The organism is Anaerococcus provencensis (assembly GCF_000312365.2).
Classification (GTDB): Bacteria; Bacillota; Clostridia; order Tissierellales; family Peptoniphilaceae; genus Anaerococcus; species Anaerococcus provencensis.
In genome coordinates, this window is sequence record NZ_HG003685.1 from 414,844 (window position 1) to 432,759 (window position 17,916).

25 protein-coding genes and 1 pseudogene are annotated in these 17,916 nt (G+C 33.6%); 24 read left to right on the forward strand and 2 right to left on the reverse strand.

From position 1 onward, the window contains the following. The 9 genes and pseudogenes from BN38_RS11650 to BN38_RS02240 all read left to right on the forward strand — a co-directional run. Positions 1-109: pseudogene (locus tag BN38_RS11650) on the forward strand (IS200/IS605 family transposase); the annotation flags it as partial. 169 nt (positions 110-278) lie between these two features. Continuing rightward, positions 279-959 (forward strand): response regulator transcription factor, encoded by a 681-nt coding sequence (locus tag BN38_RS02205; RefSeq protein ID WP_044565281.1) that lies wholly within the window; start codon positions 279-281, stop codon positions 957-959. Between the two features lie 187 nt (positions 960-1,146). Next, positions 1,147-1,899 (forward strand): sensor histidine kinase, encoded by a 753-nt coding sequence (locus BN38_RS02210; RefSeq protein WP_195890874.1) that lies wholly within the window; start codon positions 1,147-1,149, stop codon positions 1,897-1,899. A 99-nt stretch (positions 1,900-1,998) separates the two neighbouring features. Then, positions 1,999-2,757, forward strand: a complete 759-nt coding sequence (locus BN38_RS02215; protein ID WP_044565282.1) for an ABC transporter ATP-binding protein — start codon at positions 1,999-2,001, stop codon at positions 2,755-2,757. Continuing rightward, entirely contained in the window at positions 2,754-4,721 is a 1,968-nt protein-coding gene (locus BN38_RS02220) for an FtsX-like permease family protein (RefSeq protein ID WP_044565283.1), read from the forward strand. The genes BN38_RS02215 and BN38_RS02220 overlap by 4 nt, the downstream gene beginning before the upstream one ends. Before the next feature lie 43 nt (positions 4,722-4,764). Further along, positions 4,765-5,229 (forward strand): hypothetical protein, encoded by a 465-nt coding sequence (locus BN38_RS02225; protein ID WP_049944423.1) that lies wholly within the window; start codon positions 4,765-4,767, stop codon positions 5,227-5,229. Between the two features lie 349 nt (positions 5,230-5,578). Further along, a complete protein-coding gene (locus tag BN38_RS02230; protein ID WP_044565284.1) occupies positions 5,579-6,736 on the forward strand; it encodes a hypothetical protein in 1,158 nt (385 codons plus the stop codon). A gap of 30 nt (positions 6,737-6,766) precedes the next feature. Beyond that, positions 6,767-7,678 (forward strand): ATP-binding cassette domain-containing protein, encoded by a 912-nt coding sequence (locus tag BN38_RS02235; RefSeq protein WP_044565285.1) that lies wholly within the window; start codon positions 6,767-6,769, stop codon positions 7,676-7,678. Continuing rightward, positions 7,671-9,818 carry a hypothetical protein gene (locus tag BN38_RS02240; RefSeq protein ID WP_044565286.1) on the forward strand — a complete coding sequence of 716 codons (2,148 nt, stop codon included), beginning with the start codon at positions 7,671-7,673 and terminating at the stop codon, positions 9,816-9,818. The genes BN38_RS02235 and BN38_RS02240 overlap by 8 nt, the downstream gene beginning before the upstream one ends. Positions 9,819-9,919: 101 nt before the next feature. Here the strand turns inward: BN38_RS02240 and BN38_RS02245 are convergent, their stop codons facing one another. Then, complete coding sequence (locus BN38_RS02245) at positions 9,920-10,624, reverse strand: LrgB family protein (RefSeq protein WP_044565287.1); 705 nt, start codon at positions 10,622-10,624, stop codon at positions 9,920-9,922. 1 nt (position 10,625) lies between these two features. Next, the gene (locus BN38_RS02250; RefSeq protein WP_044565288.1) at positions 10,626-10,970 is read right to left on the reverse strand and encodes a CidA/LrgA family protein; all 345 of its coding nucleotides are present in this window, start codon (positions 10,968-10,970) and stop codon (positions 10,626-10,628) included. Positions 10,971-11,341: 371 nt separating this feature from the next. Between BN38_RS02250 and rpsJ the strand changes: the two genes are divergently transcribed. Genes rpsJ through BN38_RS02325 form a run of 15 tightly spaced genes read left to right on the forward strand, consistent with a single transcriptional unit; the run spans position 11,342 to position 17,904 of the window. Next, entirely contained in the window at positions 11,342-11,653 is a 312-nt protein-coding gene (gene rpsJ, locus BN38_RS02255; RefSeq protein ID WP_044565289.1) for a 30S ribosomal protein S10, read from the forward strand. 56 nt (positions 11,654-11,709) lie between these two features. Then, the gene (rplC, locus tag BN38_RS02260) at positions 11,710-12,345 is read left to right on the forward strand and encodes a 50S ribosomal protein L3 (protein WP_044565290.1); all 636 of its coding nucleotides are present in this window, start codon (positions 11,710-11,712) and stop codon (positions 12,343-12,345) included. A gap of 11 nt (positions 12,346-12,356) precedes the next feature. Then, positions 12,357-12,980, forward strand: a complete 624-nt coding sequence (gene rplD / locus BN38_RS02265; protein WP_044565291.1) for a 50S ribosomal protein L4 — start codon at positions 12,357-12,359, stop codon at positions 12,978-12,980. Then, positions 12,980-13,273 (forward strand): 50S ribosomal protein L23, encoded by a 294-nt coding sequence (gene rplW, locus BN38_RS02270; protein WP_044565292.1) that lies wholly within the window; start codon positions 12,980-12,982, stop codon positions 13,271-13,273. Before rplD ends, rplW begins: the two co-directional genes overlap by 1 nt. Positions 13,274-13,284: 11 nt before the next feature. Then, complete coding sequence (gene rplB / locus BN38_RS02275; protein WP_044565293.1) at positions 13,285-14,118, forward strand: 50S ribosomal protein L2; 834 nt, start codon at positions 13,285-13,287, stop codon at positions 14,116-14,118. A gap of 9 nt (positions 14,119-14,127) precedes the next feature. Beyond that, entirely contained in the window at positions 14,128-14,415 is a 288-nt protein-coding gene (gene rpsS / locus BN38_RS02280) for a 30S ribosomal protein S19 (protein ID WP_044565294.1), read from the forward strand. 9 nt (positions 14,416-14,424) lie between these two features. Beyond that, positions 14,425-14,763, forward strand: coding sequence for a 50S ribosomal protein L22 (gene rplV / locus BN38_RS02285; protein ID WP_044565295.1), 339 nt, complete (start codon positions 14,425-14,427; stop codon positions 14,761-14,763). A gap of 9 nt (positions 14,764-14,772) precedes the next feature. Next, entirely contained in the window at positions 14,773-15,519 is a 747-nt protein-coding gene (gene rpsC / locus BN38_RS02290) for a 30S ribosomal protein S3 (RefSeq protein ID WP_044565296.1), read from the forward strand. A gap of 24 nt (positions 15,520-15,543) precedes the next feature. Continuing rightward, entirely contained in the window at positions 15,544-15,972 is a 429-nt protein-coding gene (gene rplP, locus BN38_RS02295; protein WP_044565297.1) for a 50S ribosomal protein L16, read from the forward strand. Between the two features lie 2 nt (positions 15,973-15,974). Further along, complete coding sequence (rpmC, locus tag BN38_RS02300; protein WP_044565298.1) at positions 15,975-16,181, forward strand: 50S ribosomal protein L29; 207 nt, start codon at positions 15,975-15,977, stop codon at positions 16,179-16,181. A gap of 5 nt (positions 16,182-16,186) precedes the next feature. After that, positions 16,187-16,447, forward strand: coding sequence for a 30S ribosomal protein S17 (rpsQ, locus tag BN38_RS02305; protein ID WP_044565300.1), 261 nt, complete (start codon positions 16,187-16,189; stop codon positions 16,445-16,447). Between the two features lie 18 nt (positions 16,448-16,465). Then, positions 16,466-16,834 carry a 50S ribosomal protein L14 gene (gene rplN / locus BN38_RS02310; protein WP_044565301.1) on the forward strand — a complete coding sequence of 123 codons (369 nt, stop codon included), beginning with the start codon at positions 16,466-16,468 and terminating at the stop codon, positions 16,832-16,834. A 9-nt stretch (positions 16,835-16,843) separates the two neighbouring features. Then, positions 16,844-17,152: a 50S ribosomal protein L24 gene (rplX, locus tag BN38_RS02315; protein ID WP_044565303.1), complete on the forward strand. Its 309-nt coding sequence runs from the start codon at positions 16,844-16,846 to the stop codon at positions 17,150-17,152. A 12-nt stretch (positions 17,153-17,164) separates the two neighbouring features. Continuing rightward, complete coding sequence (gene rplE / locus BN38_RS02320; RefSeq protein WP_044565304.1) at positions 17,165-17,707, forward strand: 50S ribosomal protein L5; 543 nt, start codon at positions 17,165-17,167, stop codon at positions 17,705-17,707. An 11-nt stretch (positions 17,708-17,718) separates the two neighbouring features. Beyond that, a complete protein-coding gene (locus BN38_RS02325; RefSeq protein WP_044565305.1) occupies positions 17,719-17,904 on the forward strand; it encodes a type Z 30S ribosomal protein S14 in 186 nt (61 codons plus the stop codon). Positions 17,905-17,916: the final 12 nt, after the last annotated feature.

Sequence of the window (17,916 nt, forward strand, 5' to 3'; positions counted from 1 at the left end):
AGAATATATACAAAATCAACTAAAAGAAGACTATTATGCGGATCAAATAAGTATCAAGGAATACTATGACCCGTTTACGGGAGAGTCAGTAAAAAGAAGCAATAAATAAACTGCTTAAGCAGAAGCTGAGAAAGTGGTGCATGTGGAGATAATACTCGGAGCCCCAATAGGGGCGTGCCGGTATTCGCGCCTTCTAGGCGCTGTGGAAACTACCAGCTAAGCTGGTAGTTCTGATTTTGCTGATTTTGCCTTATAATTATAGTAGAAAGTAGGTTTTTATGGTTAAAATTTATATAGTTGAAGATGACGAAGTTATATTAAAATCTTTGGGGAAATTTTTGAAATCATGGTCTTATGAAGTATTTTCGCCAGATGACTTTTCTTCTGTGTACGAAAATTTCCTAGATATCAATCCGGACTTGGTCTTACTTGATGTGTCCCTACCATTTTTTAATGGCTATTATTGGTGTGAGAAAATCAGATCTTCATCAAATGTGCCAATAATTTTCATTTCATCTGCAGATGAAAATCTAAACAAGATTATGGCTATGAATATGGGGGCTGATGATTACATTACCAAGCCCTTTGACTTGGACTTGCTCCTTGCAAAGATAAAAGCAGTTTTGAGACGCTCCTACCAATACAGCGAAACTGTTAGCAAGCTTTCCTATAAAGATATAGAAATAGACAGAAATAGGATGGTATTAACTTTTGCTGGCAAGGATTTGTCCCTATCAAAAAATGAATATTTGATCCTTGAGATGATGTTCGAATATCCAGAAAAAGTCTACAAGAGGGAAGAAATAATGGATAAGATCTGGCAAACAGACGAATTTATTGACGATAATACTTTGACTGTCAATATAATGAGACTTAGGAAAAAACTGGAAGACTTAGGTCTTGGCGATTTGATAAAGACAAAGAAAAAGGTGGGTTATTACATTGAAAGAGATGTCTAAATTTATTAGAATTAAGGCCCATAGCCTGGTGATTTTCATAATATTTTTTGTCCTAATGATCTTTAGTATTTCCTTTGGGATAGACAGGAACTATATTTATTATATCTTGCTACTAGCCACGTTTTTCTTTGTATTAAGTCTTATAATTTCTTATATAAAATTTAAGAAAGCCTATAAGGAAATAACAATGTGGACCAATGACTTTTCATCTAGGCCAAATTTTTTAATAGAAAAAAGCAAAATTTATGGCAACATAATGACTATCTATGAGAAAAATAAGGACATGGAAAATTCTTTTGAAGATAAGATGAGACTTTTCAAGGACTATGTAAGTATGTGGGCCCATCAAATCAAAACCCCACTTTTTTCTCTGGACTTGATACTAAATGACCACCCCATAGATGATCATGCGGCCAAGGCCGAGCTTTTTGCCATAGAAGAATATATAGAAACTCTCCTATCCTACACCCGACTTGAGTCCCTTTCTACTGACTTTGTCTTTGAGGAAGTTTCACTTGATGAGCTTATAAGTTCATCTATCAAAAAATATTCTAAAGTCTTCATAAGAAAGAAAAACAAGGTTGACTTTAAGCCTACAGGTCTTATGCTTACAACAGATAAAAAATGGTTCGCCTTTATTTTAGATCAGATTTTGTCAAATTCAAACAAGTACACCCAAGCTGGGACAATTTCATTTTATATGGAGGGTCAGAAACTTATCATAAAAGATACGGGAATAGGAATCAGAGAGGAAGACCTGCCTAGGGTTTTTGACAAGTCATATACTGGATACAATGGCAGGATTTACAAGAAATCTACAGGTATCGGCCTAAGTCTGGTAAAAAGTGCTTGTGAAAATTTGTCTATAGATGTATCTATAGAATCAAAGCTTGGCCAGGGAACAAAGGTTATATTTGACCTAAAGAATGCCCTAAACTAACATATTGTCACATTAAGCTTGTAAGTGTTATTTTAATGCAAGGATTTTTTCTTTTTTCTGTTGTAATATAGAGAAAAGATAAGAAAGGAAAGTGAAAATATGTTATTAAAAGTATCAAATTTAGAAAAAATATATAAGTCAAGATTATCAACCAACCAAGTTCACGCCCTAAATAATGTCAACTTTTCCGTAGAAGAGGGGGAATACATAGCAATCATGGGGGAATCTGGTTCTGGAAAAACTACCTTGCTTAACCTATTAGCTCTTTTGGATAAGCCTAGCAAAGGAAAAATAATATTAGAGGGCAAGGATCTTTCTTCCATAGCGGATGCAGAAATATCAAAGTTTAGACGTGACCACCTAGGTTTTGTTTTCCAAGATTTCAATCTTTTGGACACCCTAACCCTAAAGGAAAATATTCTCTTGCCTCTAATACTTGCAGAAGATGACCCCAAAACTTTTGATGAGAAACTCATGAGCGTAGCCAAGCCCCTAAGGATAGACCAACTATTAAACAAATATCCTTATGAAGTTTCTGGTGGTCAAAAGCAACGCTGTGCTGTGGCAAGGGCTCTTATTACTAATCCAAAATTGCTCCTAGCTGATGAGCCAACAGGTGCTTTGGACTCCAACTCTTCCAGGGAATTGATGGAAGTTTTCAAAGAACTAAATGAAAACGGCCAAACTGTCATAATGGTAACCCACTCCATCCAAGCGGCGTCAGGAGCAAGGAGAGTTTTGTTTATCAAAGACGGAAAGATTTTCCACGAACTTTATAATTCTGGTTTTACTGACTATGAGATGGGCCAAAAAATCGCCAACACAATGCAAATGCTCCAAAGAGGTGATATAAGATGAATTCCCTATATCACAGACTAGCAATAGATGGGATAAGAAGACACAAGAGACTTTACTATCCCTTTGTTGGAACTGCAGTGTTTTTCATAGTTTTAATCAATATATGCATATCCATTAGTGGTGATCCATTGATGAAAAACTTTTTTGGATCAAATACAATTATAACCCTTATGAATTTGGGGTCCATCATTCTACTGATCTTTGCCCTAATCACCTTGCTTACTAATTACAAATTTATCCAAAAAAATAAGGCTGAGGAATCTGCTCTTTATTTGACTTTGGGTATGGAAAAAAAGCATTTAATTAAGATTTACATCTACGAACTAGTAAATTTATACTTAAGATCAATTCTTATAGGAACACTTATTTCAGCTGTCATATACAAATTGGTTTTTGCTGGATTTATAAGATTAATGAATTTGAAATTGAATGTTTTGGATAGTGGAGTCCTACCAATACTAGAACCACTACTTCTCACTGCATTAATCTTTCTGGGAATTTTCATTCTATTACTAGTAGCTCAAACTATTAAGATGAGAAACTTTACCCCTATGTCCTTTAGATATGAATCAAAGGCTGGACAAAAAGCTCCAAGAAACCCTATAGCCATCGGTATATTTGGAATTTTATGCATAGGTGCTGGCTATTATATAAGCCTTACAACCCAAAACCCTATGCAAGCCTTAAAGACATTTTTCTTAGCAGTTATTCTTGTAATAATTGGAACTTACGCTGCCTTTACTGTAATTGTTTCTGGAATTTTGAAAGTCTTACAAAAGAAAAAGAGTTTCTATTATAAAAAAGAAAACTTTACAGCTGTTTCTGGCCTTATCTACAGGGTAAGAAATAGTGCCAAGACCCTAGCAAGTATAGCAATCCTATCAACCATGGTAATTATTGTCCTTACTTCTGGTTTTTCCCTATATTTTGGAATAAGCGAAGTCCAAGATAGTCTATTTCCAACAGACTACAGCATGTCTTTTCCAGCAAATGATTATGATGTTTCCTACTTTGAAAAATTGATAGGTGATACTCTAAAAGAAAACAATAAAGCTGGAAAGATTTATGCTTATAAGAGCAATTTCTTACCTGTAAGTAGAGATGGTAGCAAGATTAATCATATGGACAATGATCCTAACTTTGCTTTGGATGAAGAAGTTGATGGGATCCATACATTTTTGGATGAAAAATCTACTTACGACTTTGGGGACTACGATGCAATATTATTTGCCAAAGATGATCATACTGACATCACAAAAATCGGAGATATGGACCTAAAAGTTAAGAAGGAAAAAAGAGAAAATTATCCAATTACTTTTGCCGTAGCAGATATTACAATGACCAATAAGGATATGCTAGTATTTAAGGATTCAGACAAATTTGACAAGGTTAAAGAGACTCTTGCCTTAGATGATAATGGGGGCTATGAGCCTACTTGGCATATTAACTTTGATGTAGATGGCCCATACGATCCAAAATTAATAGAAGTCCTACGTGATAAACTAATGGATGAATTTAGCGACCATTGGTTTGGTTTAAATGATGACATAAGTAGTAGGAAGGAATTTATGGCCATTTATGCAGGAATATTTTTTGTAGGGATTATACTTGGCCTAGGTTTTATTGTATCAACAGTACTTGCAATTTACTACAAACAGCTTTCCGAAGGTATAGAAGATAAAAATAGATTTAAGACCATGCGCCAACTTGGCATGACAGATGGGGAAGCCAAAAAATCCATATCCAAACAAATGGGCCTAGTATTTTTCCTACCACTAATATTTGCCTTTGTCCACTCCCTATTTGCCATACCAATAATTACCAAGTTCTTGGAATTATTAAGCCTGTCAAACACAAGCCTATACATGATATGCCTAGTATCAGTCTTTGCCTTCTATATAATATTTTATTTTATGACCTTCAAATTAACAGAAAAAACCTATAATAACATAGTATTAGACTAATATATAATGATTTAAATTCGTTGTATTTGATTAAAGGAGAAATATGAATATTAAAAAAACAATTTTAAGCCTACTAGTAATTTTGTCTTTTGCTTTTGTATCATCTTGTGACTTAAATAAAGACGATATATTAGGTAGCTATAATAATATTGTTGAATCAGCGGGGAAAATCGAATTAACACCTAAATTCAAATTAAAGGGAGAAAAATCAGGGGGAGCTGATGATCTTAGAGGTGTATATACATCTGATTACGAAAATTTTACAGGTGAAGAGTGTATCTTTGGGACAACCTCTATACAAACATCTGAAGATCTAAGCATAAAATGTAACATAATTTCTGAAAGCGGAGATGCAAAAGTGATTTTATCCAAAGATGATAATGACGAGGAAACTATATTAGAAGGTAATGGAAGTATAGAAGAAAATTTAAATTTATCTGCAGGTAGAAACTATATAATAATAAAATGTGATAATTTTACAGGAAATATAGAAATTGAAACAGAGTAATTTAAAATTTATTAATTAGAATTTAAGCTTTTGGCTTATTCTACGTTAAAATTTTAATATAAAATCCCATAAAGCATTATAAAATTAATTGCTCTATGGGATTCTTATTTTAGCATCTGATATAGTATTAGACTAATAAAAAGCCTGCAAGGACCCATTTCTTGCAGGTTTTTAGCATTAATAGATAATAAATTAGATTTTTTATGATAGATTTGTTTAAAAAATAAATGTGAGGGTATAGGGATAACAAGAAAACGTTTTTAGAATAAGAATAATTTTCTATGTTGTGATTTATTATCTTGATAGCAATAGGAAACTAAAACTAATATTTTTATAAAGAGGCGATGCTATGAAAAAACTTCTACTTACTCTCTTATCTTTTATAACAATTGTTGCATGCTCTAACTCTAATAGTAGTTCCAAGAAGGCCAACGAAGACATAAGTATAAACAAATATGATAACAGTTCTTATTATGATTCACATTATCATAATTTGGCTGAAAGTGATATGGGATATTACACTCTAATAAATAATTTGCTAGTATTTGTAGATAAGGAAACTAATGAAATGTTTTTGGTATCTAGAGAAAAAAATAGTCTTGAGGACTTGCTAGCAGATCCTAGCAAGAGGGAAAATTCGGATGCTTACTTTTCCAATGCCAGTGAAGTCTTCTACGAAGCGGGCAATATCTACATTGCTGGTGATGAAGGCCTAGCTGTAGTTAGTGAAGAAAACTATGCTAGAAGTATGCACGATATGCCATTATTGTACCCTGTCAATATCTATAAGGGATCATTATATTATATAGAGGCAGACTTGGATCCTTCAAAAGAAAATAAGTTTACTTTGAAAAAATACCATATTGCAAAGAAGGATGACCAAGAATTGCTTAGCCTTAGAGATAAGATAGAAAAATTAGGCTATACAAGCTTAGCCCCGCAAAAGACTTATATATACGATGATAATTTATATATGCTTATGCTCTTGGAAAATGACGATGATATAGAATATAAGCTAGCTAAGATTGACTTGACAAGTAATGAAATCGATTTCATAGATGAAAAGATTGATGCCTATGAATTATCAAATTTTTATATATCTGATAGCAAACTTATATGCTTATACGCTGCTAGATCTGAAACAGATGAGAGTGCATGGAGCAAGATTCCTGGCTTCGCCTTAAGTGATGGTGATAAAAAAGAAATACCAATATTAAAAACCTTGGTGTATTCTGACAATGATGTAATTGAGTCATCTTTTCCGGCCTTGTCTGCCTATAAAACTTATGACATCAAGGAGGATGGTTTGATAGAAACTCCTTTTACTATAAATCAAGATGAAAAAGAGCTTACTCTTCCAGAAAGTTTCTTTAAACTGGGAAGTGAATTTACTATAAAGCTCAATAACCAGGGTGATGTATTACTTTCATATACCAATGGAGACTTAATTTTGATTAAAGATGGCTCATTTATAGAAGTTTTTAAAGAGCCTATAGTATCTGAATAGTAAGTTTATAAATCTATGTAGAGGCGTGATATGGATGATTCTAATAAATATTTACTTATAGAAAATTTAAGCAAAACTTACAAGGGAAATGATTTTAAATCTTTAGATAATCTTTCCCTTTCTCTTTCACCAGGTATATATGGAATTCTTGGAGCAAATGGGGCTGGCAAGTCTACATTTTTCAATATTCTTACAGGCTTGATTCCGCAGTCAGAAGGGTCTATATATTATAAGGGTGAAGACGTTAGTGAGGATATAGAGAAATTCAAGGGTCATATAGGCTATATGCCACAAAATCAAGCCCTATATCCATCATATACTCTGGAGAGGTTCTTGACCTATGTAGGAACTTTAAAGGGACTTGGTAGGAAAGATATAAAAGATGAAGTTACTAGGGTGCTAGAAGTAACAGAGCTATTAGATTTGAGGAAAAGAAAAATATCTTCATTAAGTGGAGGCATGAAGCAAAGATTGCTTATAAGCCAAGCTTTGATCAAAGAACCTGATATATTGATCCTAGATGAGCCTACAGCAGGTCTTGATCCTAAACAAAGGATTGCTATTAGAAACTTTTTGTCAAAGATTTCTGCAGATAAAATAGTTTTGATTTCTACCCATGTTGTATCCGATATAGAACATATTTCCAAAGAAATAATTATTATAAAAGAAGGCAAGCTAATATTAAAAGATACTCCTGAAAACATACTCAAAGAATATGAAAATATAGCTTTTGAGGCAGAGATAGAACCTGGCAAAGTAAAATATTTTCTTGACAATACAAATGTCAGCCAAATGCAAATACGAGCAAATGGCTTAAACTATATCAAGATAACAGGAGACTTTGATAAACCACCTCTAATTGAAGGAGTAAAGTTTGAAAAGGGCAAAGTAGATCTTGAGGATGTTTACCTGTATCTATTTGAAGGAGATAAGAATGCTTAGAAATCTGAAAGAAGAATTTTTCAAGTTAAGAAAGCAGAAATTATTTTTCGTGTCAGTTCTAGGCTTTTTTTTGCTTGCAGAAATAATCATACTTTCTATGTCAAGTGTTTATGAGCGATATTACGAGCAGACCTATGTAGATATATTTGAAGTTGAGGATAATATAGGAGTTGAGAGAGGATATGTAAAAAACTATGACCAAGAGCTTGCTAAGTCAATAGATAATCTAAGGAGAAGTACAAGATCGCCTCTTGTGAGACAAAATGAAATATTGAGAAGATCTATAGAAAATCAAGCAGACCAGTACGAAATACTTAAAACTAAAAAGCTAGATTTGAAATTTGAGGACAAGAGAGCCTTGGAGCTTTTGGTAGATAGTAAATACTTGGATATTCTTTTGATGGTTTTTATATTCATAATAGGATATATGGTATTTAACTTTGATAGGGAAAATTATTGCATAGGGCTTATAGCGTCTATTGAAGATGGTTCAAAAAATAGAGCTAAATCAAAATTGCTTCTCTTTGGAATTATAACAATAATTTCTGCCACTTTTTTATATACTTTATTAATTATAAATGTAAAAACACTTTTTGGCTTTGGAAGTCTTAATAGAAGTATACAATCTTTGATGATTTTTAGGGATGCTAGTCTTAGTTTAAGTATTAGAGATTATATTCTGGTATTCATTGGTCAAAAAATTCTAGGAACTTTATTTTATAGCTCAATACTTGCCCTCATATTTTCTGTTTTTAAGGATATGAGATTTCAAGTACTTTCTTCAATGATTTTCGTATTAATAAATTATTTATCTTACAGATTTATTGACCAATACACAGTTTTTTCTAGTGTAAAATACTTGTCATTATTTTCTCACTACAATGTTTTTGACTTGTACGGTAAGTACTCAGATGTTTTTGTATATGTAGGATTTGTTAAAAGATATGTCTATAGTATTACAGTGTGCGTGTTTGTTTTTGTTTTAACTAATTTGGTCTCTTATAATATTTTAAGAGATGAAATTCCACTTAGAAAAAGTTCTAACCATACACTAAAATTTGCTATTAATCCAAAATCATTATTTACGTTTGAAAGTTATAGGATTTTTGTAGAATCCATGGGATTAGTAGGAGCTATTTTGCTTGTTGTAATTGGTCTAAAATCAATACCACAAGAGAGAACAGAAACTTACGATTTTGTAAGAATGACTTACAGGTCTTTTGTTTACGAGTTTGAAGGCAAAGTCGATAAAGGAAAAATAGAAGCTTTAGATGATAAAAAAGAATATTTTGCTAGCATTGACTCTGAAATACAAAAGATAAATGAAGATTTTGATGAGGGTAAGATTAACTATAGGAAAAGAGATAGGATGATAGAGGACTTAGAAAGGGAACAATCAAAAGAAATTGGTTTTTCTAAGTTATATGATCAAGTTAAAAAATCTGTCGCCTGTTCCGGCGAAACAGAAAATCTTTATATAATGGATGAAGAAATTGGAAATTATCATTTTGTCCATAATAATTACACCTTAATAGCTTCTGTATTATTCTATCTATTATTAATAATTGTGATTAGTGAGATCTATATAAAAGATGAATCCTTAAAGATAAGTAGGCTAATAAAATCAACAAAAAGAGGTCATGTAGATGTAATAATTAATAGAATGGCCAACTCTTACATAATTGCTATAATATATTACATAATATGTCAAAGCTACTTGTACAAATCTTCCTTATCCCAAGGCTATGGACTAAATTATGAAGCTGTAGTTCAATCTCTGCCTGCCCTATTTAACTATGGAATTAATATAAACTTTTTGGCTCTAAGTGTTTTTCTGGTGATTTATGGTCTTGTAAGCATAATTGTACTAGTCAACACGATAATATTGGTAAATCTAAAGATTAAAAGGAGAATAGGGGTATATCTTACAACATTCATATTGATGATTTTACCAAATCTAATATTCATATTTTTCCCAGATTTAAAATTTCTAAATATGAATCCTTTATCTAATATATTTTCAATAAGATTTACCTTATCTTGGATAAATATTGTCACTTTATTAATACAAATATTATTAAGTGTCGTATTGGCAATAATATCGGCTCATAGAATAAAAAGATTGTGGCAAGCTATGTGAAATTTAAATTTTCATACTTGAATTCAAACTAACAGAAAAACCTTCAACAACATAGTTTTAGACTAATAAAAAGCCTGCAAGGACTCTTTTCTTGCAGGCTTTTAACTTATTATGTTTGTGATAAAGACCATTAGAGGCATTAGGATTACTGTTACAATTCCTGCTACAGCTATTGATAGGCCACTCATAGCGCCTTGGACTTCTCCCATATCTCGGGCTTTGGTTGTTCCTAGGGCGTGGGCTACTGTTCCTATGCCAACTCCTTGGGCGACTGGATCTGTGATTTTGAATACTTTAATTATAATCGGTGCTATTATGATGCCTACAATTCCACGAATTATAACTGCTATAGCGCTTAGGGATACTATGCCACCGTATTCTTCAGACAAACCTATGGCTATGGCTGTTGTTACAGACTTTGGCAAGAGGGTTACAGTCATTACAAATTCTACTCCAAAAATTTTAGCAAGTATTACCGTAAGAAACATGGAGATGAAACTTCCTCCTATGATTCCAATCATTATTGCTTTAAAATTTTCTTTTAATATATCGATATTTTCATAAAGACTAACTACTAGGGCTACAGTTGCAGGTCCTATGAAAAAGGATATGATTGATCCTCCCATATTGTAATCTGCATAGGATATGCCAGCCAATGATAGAATAGCAGAGATTGTAACTATAGATAAGAGTAGTGGGTTAAAGATAGCTTTCAAAATCACATTATTAATCTTCTTGTTTATTTTTTTGCTAGCTTCAAAGACTACAAATGATAATATTATTCCAAAATACGAATTAGCAAACATCTTATTTTCCTTTTTGTACTATTGAGACAAGTTTCATACTAACAATCATGGCAATGCTAGCAGTTATAAGAGTGATAACAAACATAGCAAAGAAATTTTGCCTAAATAAGTCAAAATTTTCTATGATGCCTACACCAGCTGGGACAAAGAGAAAACTCATATTTTCAAGTATGGTTTCTGAGGCTCTTTTGACATCGGATGTTTTTAGGGCCTTGGTCAAAAATAAGACAAAGAGTATGGCCATCCCATAAATTGTTTCTGGTATTGGTAGGGGTAATATTGCTTTTAAGACGCTGCCGGCAAATAGGGCTGCGATTAAAATTGCAAATTGTTCTAAAAAATTCATATAAACTCCTTATTTTCTTTCCTTTATATATTATATAAGCTAATAAGATTTTAACATTATTTTTTCCCTTGACAAGTAAAAATTCCATAGTATATTTAAAAGCAACCGGCAAAAGGCTAATTATTAAGCTTTTAAGTTCGTTTTTAGATATTATCATAAATATTTCTAAAATTATGTAAAATTTACTAATTAAGGCTTGATTTTATAAGTTTTTTGTTGTATTATTATATGGTGCTTTGAAGCAAGATGTTGCTTGGTTTGTAGGCCGCAAGCTAAGGGAACTCTTGACCAGCAAGTTTGAAAATATATTTCAAGCGCTTTCCAAAAAATATCAAACGCCCGGAAGCGTGGCAAAGAAAGAGAGAGGAAAAATGGCTAATCAACAAAAGATCAGAATTAGACTAAGAGCTTACGATCACGAAGTTATCGATAGCTCAGCAGAGAAAATCGTAGAAGCGGTTAAAAGAAGCGGAGCAGAAGTATCTGGACCAATCCCACTTCCAACAGAAGTAGAAAAGATTACAATCTTAAGAGCGGTTCACAAATACAAAGACTCTAGAGAACAGTTTGAACAAAGAACACACAAAAGATTAATCGATATCATAAATCCAAATGCTAAAACACTTGATGCACTTAAGAAATTAAACTTACCTGCAGGTGTTGATATCGAGATTAAGTTATAATAACTGTAATTAGAATGATTGGATATTCAATCCGCTGTAATTAAGGAGGTACTCGAATGAAGAGTATATTTACAACAAAAGTAGGCATGACTCAAGTCATCGACGAAGATGGAGTTATTACTCCAGTTACTGTTCTAAAAGCTGAAGAAAATGTAGTTGTACAAGTTAAAACAGAAGAAATCGACGGTTACAACGCAGCTCAAATCGGCTACATAGACAAAAAAGAAAAGAATGTTAAAAAGCCACAAAAAGCTCATTTTGACAAAGCAGGTGCACCTTACAAAAGACACCTTAAAGAAATCAACTTCGGAAATGAAGCAGTTGAACTTAAAGCAGGTGACACACTAAGTGTTGATATCTTTGAAGAAGGCGAAATCGTAGACGTTGTTGCAACAAGCAAGGGTAAAGGAACTCAAGGTGCTATCAAAAGATGGAACTATGGTAGAGGTCCAGTATCTCACGGCTCTAAATCACACAGAGTTGCCGGTGCTCGTGCAGCAGGTTCAGATCCAGCTAGAGTATTCAAGGGTAGAAAAGGTTCAGGAAAAATGGGAAATGAACGCGTAACAATCCAAAACCTAAAAGTGGTTAAGGTTAGTGCTGACGACTCATACATCCTAGTTAAAGGTGCGGTTCCAGGACCTAAAGGCGGCGTAGTAGAAGTTAAACAAGCTGTCAAAGGCCAAAACTAAGGAGGACAGTAATGCCTAAAGTTAACGTTTTAAACATTAAAGGAGAAAATGTTGGCGAAATCGAGTTAAATGAAACTCTATTTGCAACTAATATCAGCAAGCAAGCTGTTTACGAAGTTGTAAAAAACCAACTAGCAAATAAAAGACAAGGTACACAATCTGCTAAGACACGTGCTGAAGTACGTGGTGGTGGACGTAAACCATTTAGACAAAAAGGAACAGGTAGAGCTCGTCAAGGTTCTATAAGAGCTCCACACTACACAGGTGGTGGTGTTGTATTCGCTCCAAAGCCAAGAGATTATAGCTACAGCGTTCCAAAGAAACTTAGACGTAAAGCACTTTATTCAGTACTAACAAGCAAAGCTAACGAAAATGAACTAGTAGTACTTGATGAATTAAAGATGGATACATTTAAAACTAAAGAAGCAGCAAACATCTTAAGTGCAATAGATGCTGGTAAGAAAGCATATGTTGTTACAGCTGAAAATGACAATGTAGTTTATAGATCATTTAGAAATATCGAAGGCGTAGATGTAGCTCCTGCAAACTTAGTAAATGTATATGACCTTGTAAGACATAACAAGTTAGTAATAACAAAAGATGCTATTGCTAAACTTGAGGAGGTATTTATCTAATGAAATCACCTTATGAAGTAATCAAAAGACCAATTATAACAGAAAAAAGCATGGGAATGCTTGATGAAAACAAATACACTTTTGAAGTAGATAAAAATGCTAACAAACCAGAAATTAAAGCTGCTATCGAAGCTATATTTGACGGTGTAAAAGTCAAAAAAGTTAGAACCATGAACTATGAAGGCAAAAAAGTTAGAACAAAATATGGTTATGGTAAAAGAGCAGACTGGAAGAAAGCTATCGTAACACTAACAGATGATAGCCAAGAAATCGAATACTTCGAAGGTTTATAAGGAGGATTTAAATGCCTATAAGAAAATTAAAACCAACCTCAAACGGTCATAGAAATATGTCTGTTTCTACATTCGAAGAAATTACAACAAACAAACCAGAAAAATCACTTCTAACTGACCTTAAATCAAAAGGTGGTAGAAACAATACAGGTAGAACCACAGTAAGATTTAGAGGTGGTGGAGTAAAAAGAAAATATAGAATTATTGACTTTAAGAGAAATAAAGACGGCATCCCAGCAAGAGTAAAGACAATTGAATACGATCCAAACAGATCAGCTAACATTGCACTACTTGCTTATGCTGATGGTGAAAAAAGATATATCCTAGCTCCAAGAGGACTTAAAGTTGGAGATGAAATACTTTCAGGACCAGAAGCTGATATCAAACCAGGTAATGCACTTGAACTTAAAGATATCCCAGTTGGTACAACAGTACACAACATCGAATTACGCCAAGGTCAAGGCGGAATCCTTGTAAGGTCTGCCGGAGTTGGAGCACAACTTATGGCTAAAGAAGGTAAATTTGCAACACTAAGATTACCTTCAGGTGAAACAAGACTAATACATCTAAACTGCAAGGCAACAATTGGTACAGTAGGTAACCAAGAACACGAATTAGTAAGACTTGGTAAAGCTGGTAAATCTAGATACCTAGGAAGAAGACCTCACGTTCGTGGTTCTGCTATGAACCCAGTAGATCACCCACACGGTGGTGGTGAAGGTAGAACACCAGTTGGTCGTCCAGCACCAATGACACCATGGGGCCAAAAAGCTATCGGTGTTAAAACACGTAATAAGAAAAAAGCTTCTAATCAATATATCGTAAGAAGAAGAGACGAAAAATAGGGGGATATAATGGCTAGATCACTAAAAAAAGGACCATTTGTCGATGATCATTTAATGAAGAAAATTGACGAATTAAATGAAAAAAATGAGAAAAAAGTTATTAGAACATGGTCAAGACGTTCTACAATATTCCCTGAATTTGTAGAACACACAATAGCAGTTCACGATGGTAGAAAACACGTGCCAATCTATATCACAGAAGATATGGTAGGACACAAATTAGGTGAATTCGTACCAACAAGAACATTTAGAGGCCATGCTAAAAAAGCTACTGAAGCAAAAGCGAAAATGCGTTAGGAGATAGAAATGGAAGTTAAAGCAACAGCTAAATATCAAAGAATATCTCCTCTAAAAGTTAACTATATTTGTAAAGAAATCAGAGGTAAGCAAGTAGATGAAGCACTAAACATTCTAAGATTTACAAACAAAAAAGGTGCTAGACTACTTGAAGATGTACTAAAAAGTGCTATTGCAAATGCAGAAAACAACAATGGTTTAGATAGAGAAAACCTAATAGTATCAAAAGCATTTGCTAACGATGCTCCAACATTTAGAAGATGGCATCCAAAAGCTAAAGGTGCAGCTTATCCAATACTTAAGAGAAACAGCCACATTGGTGTGGTTCTTACTAATATAGAAGACTAGGAGGAAAAAATGGGCCAAAAAGTAAACCCTAAGGGATTTAGAGTTGGTGTTATTAAAGACTGGGATTCAAAATGGTTTGCGGACAAAGAAGACTTCTCAGACCTACTAGTGGAAGACTATAACATCAGAAAATTAATCAAAAAAGAAATGTATGATGCAGGTATTGCAGATATTGAAATCGAAAGAGCTGTAAATAACCTTAAAATCACAATCTTTGCTGGAAAACCAGGAATGGTTATAGGTAAAGGTGGAGCAGGAATCGAAGAACTAAAGAAAAAAATCGAAAAAGTTGCTCCAGCTAAAAGAACAATCATCAACGTAGAAGAAATCAGATATCAAGACCTAAATGCTCAATTAGTTGCAGAAAATATAGCATCTGCTCTTGAAAACAGGGTTGCATTTAGACGTGCTATGAAACAACCAATCCAAAGAACAATGAGAGCGGGAGCTAAGGGTATCAAAACTATGGTATCAGGACGTCTTGGTGGAGCTGATATGGCAAGAAGTGAAGGATATTCAGAAGGAACAATTCCACTTCAAACACTAAGAGCTGACATTGATTATGGATTTGCAGAAGCAGATACAGAATATGGTAAAATTGGTTGTAAAGTTTGGATTTACAAAGGCGAAATCCTACCAGGAGAAAAAGCTGTTCGTGAACCAAAGATGAAAAATCAACCAAATAACAGAAACAAAAAAAGAAGAAATAATAACAGACGTCCTAATAGAAACAACAAGGAAAATACTAACAGATAGTATTTATATAAGGAGAGATAACTTATGTTAATGCCTAAAAGAGTTAAATATCGTAGACAACATAGAGGCAGAATGAAAGGTAAAGCTCAAAAAGGAAACCAACTAGCTTACGGTGAATACGGCTTACAATCACTAGAAGCTACTTGGATGACAGCTAACCAAATCGAGGCTGCTCGTCGTGCGATGACAAGATATATAAAAAGAGGCGGTCAAATCTGGATCAATGTATTCCCAGATAAACCAGTTTCTAAGAAACCTGCAGAAGTAAGAATGGGTTCTGGTAAAGGTGCTCCAGAATATTGGGTAGCAGTTATAAAACCAGGCCGTGTACTATTTGAGATGAGTGGTGTAAGCGAAGAGGTTGCTAGAGAAGCTATGAGGCTTGCTGCACAAAAACTTCCTGTTAAGACAAAATTCATCAAGAGACTTGAAGTGACAGGTACGGAGGAATAATAATGAAAGCAAAAGAAATCAGAAGTTTATCAGACCAAGATTTAGATAAAAAATTATATGATTTACAAGGTGAGCTTTTTAATCTTCGTTTCAGACTTGCAACTGGCCAATTAGAAAATCCATCAGAAATTGGAAATGTCAAAAAAGACATCGCAAGAGTTAAAACAATTCAAACTGAAAGAAAGCTTAATATAAATAGGGAGGCTTAAATTTCATGGAAAGAAATAGCAGAAGAGTAGAGCGTGGTGTTGTAGTTTCCGATGCGATGGATAAAACAATTACAGTTTTAGTAGAGGAAAAAATCTCACACCCAGTTTACAAAAAAAGAATCAACAGAAGTAAAAAATACAAAGCTCATGATGAAAATAATGAAGCTAAAGTAGGCGATACAGTCGTAATTATGGAGACTCGTCCTCTATCAAAGACAAAAAGATGGAGACTTGTTAGAATTGCACAAGCTGCTGAAATTATTTAATTAATTAAGGAGATTATAATGATACAACAAGAAACTCGTATGAGAGTTGCAGATAACTCCGGAGCTCGTGAATTATCAGTAATTAAAGTTCTAGGTGGAACAGGTATAAGATACGCAAACATTGGAGATGTTGTAGTTTGTTCAGTTAAAAGTGCAACACCCGGCGGAGCGGTAAAAAAAGGTGACATTGTTAAAGCTGTAATAGTTAGAAGCAAAAGAGGTCTAAAAAGAATTGACGGATCAAAAATTAACTTTGACGAAAATGCAGCAGTAATCATCAAAGACGACAAATCACCAGTAGGAACACGTATATTTGGACCAGTTACCAGAGAACTAAGAAGAGAGGGATTTATGAGAATCATCTCCCTTGCTCCAGAAGTTTTATAGGAGGCACAAATGCACGTTAAAAAAGGCGATAAAGTTCAAATAATATCAGGCCAAGATAAGGGTCATGTTGGAGAAATACTTAAAGCTTTCCCAAAAGAAAATAAAGTAATAGTCGAAGGTGCTAACATTAGAATCAAACACCAAAGAGCAACTCAACTTGGTGGCGAAAGTGGAAGAATCGAAAAAGAATGCCCAATTGATGCTTCAAAAGTTCTACTTTATTCAGAAGAACTTAAAAAAGGTGTTAGAACTAGCAAAGTGTTTGAAGATGGTAAAAAAATCAGAGTAAACCATAAAACAAACGAGAAATTTGACTAGTTAGGAGATATTATGGCAAACAGATTAAAAGAAAAATACGAAAATGAAGTAGTAAAAGCATTAATTGAAAAATTTGACTACAAAAATGTAATGGAAGTTCCAAAAATAGAAAAAATAGTAGTTAACGTTGGTGTTGGTGAAGCAAAAGACAACCAAAACCTACTAAATTCTGTTAAAAACGAACTTGCTTTAATTACTGGTCAACAACCAATTGAAGCTCACGCTAAAAAATCAGTAGCTAACTTCAAACTTAGAGAAGGTCAAGCTATAGGAGCAAAAGTAACACTAAGACGTGAAAAAATGTATGATTTCCTAGACAAACTAATCTCAATCTCACTACCACGTGTACGTGACTTTAGAGGTATCAATCCAAACTCATTTGATGGTCGTGGAAACTATTCACTAGGAATCAAAGAACAATTGATATTCCCAGAAATCAAATACGATGATGTTGATTTCATCCACGGTATGGATATTACAATTGTTACTACAGCTAAAACAGATGAAGAAGCTAAAGCATTCTTAGAACTAATGGGAATGCCATTTACAAAATAAAGGAGCGCTAAATGGCTAAAAAGTCAATGATAGCTAAACAAAAAAAACCACATAAATTTTCAACTCAAGAATATAATAGATGTAAAATTTGTGGTAGACCACATGGTTATTTAAGAAAATATGGAATTTGCCGTATTTGTTTTAGAGAACTAGCAAACGAAGGCAAGATTCCTGGAGTAAGAAAATCAAGCTGGTAATTAGGGAGGATA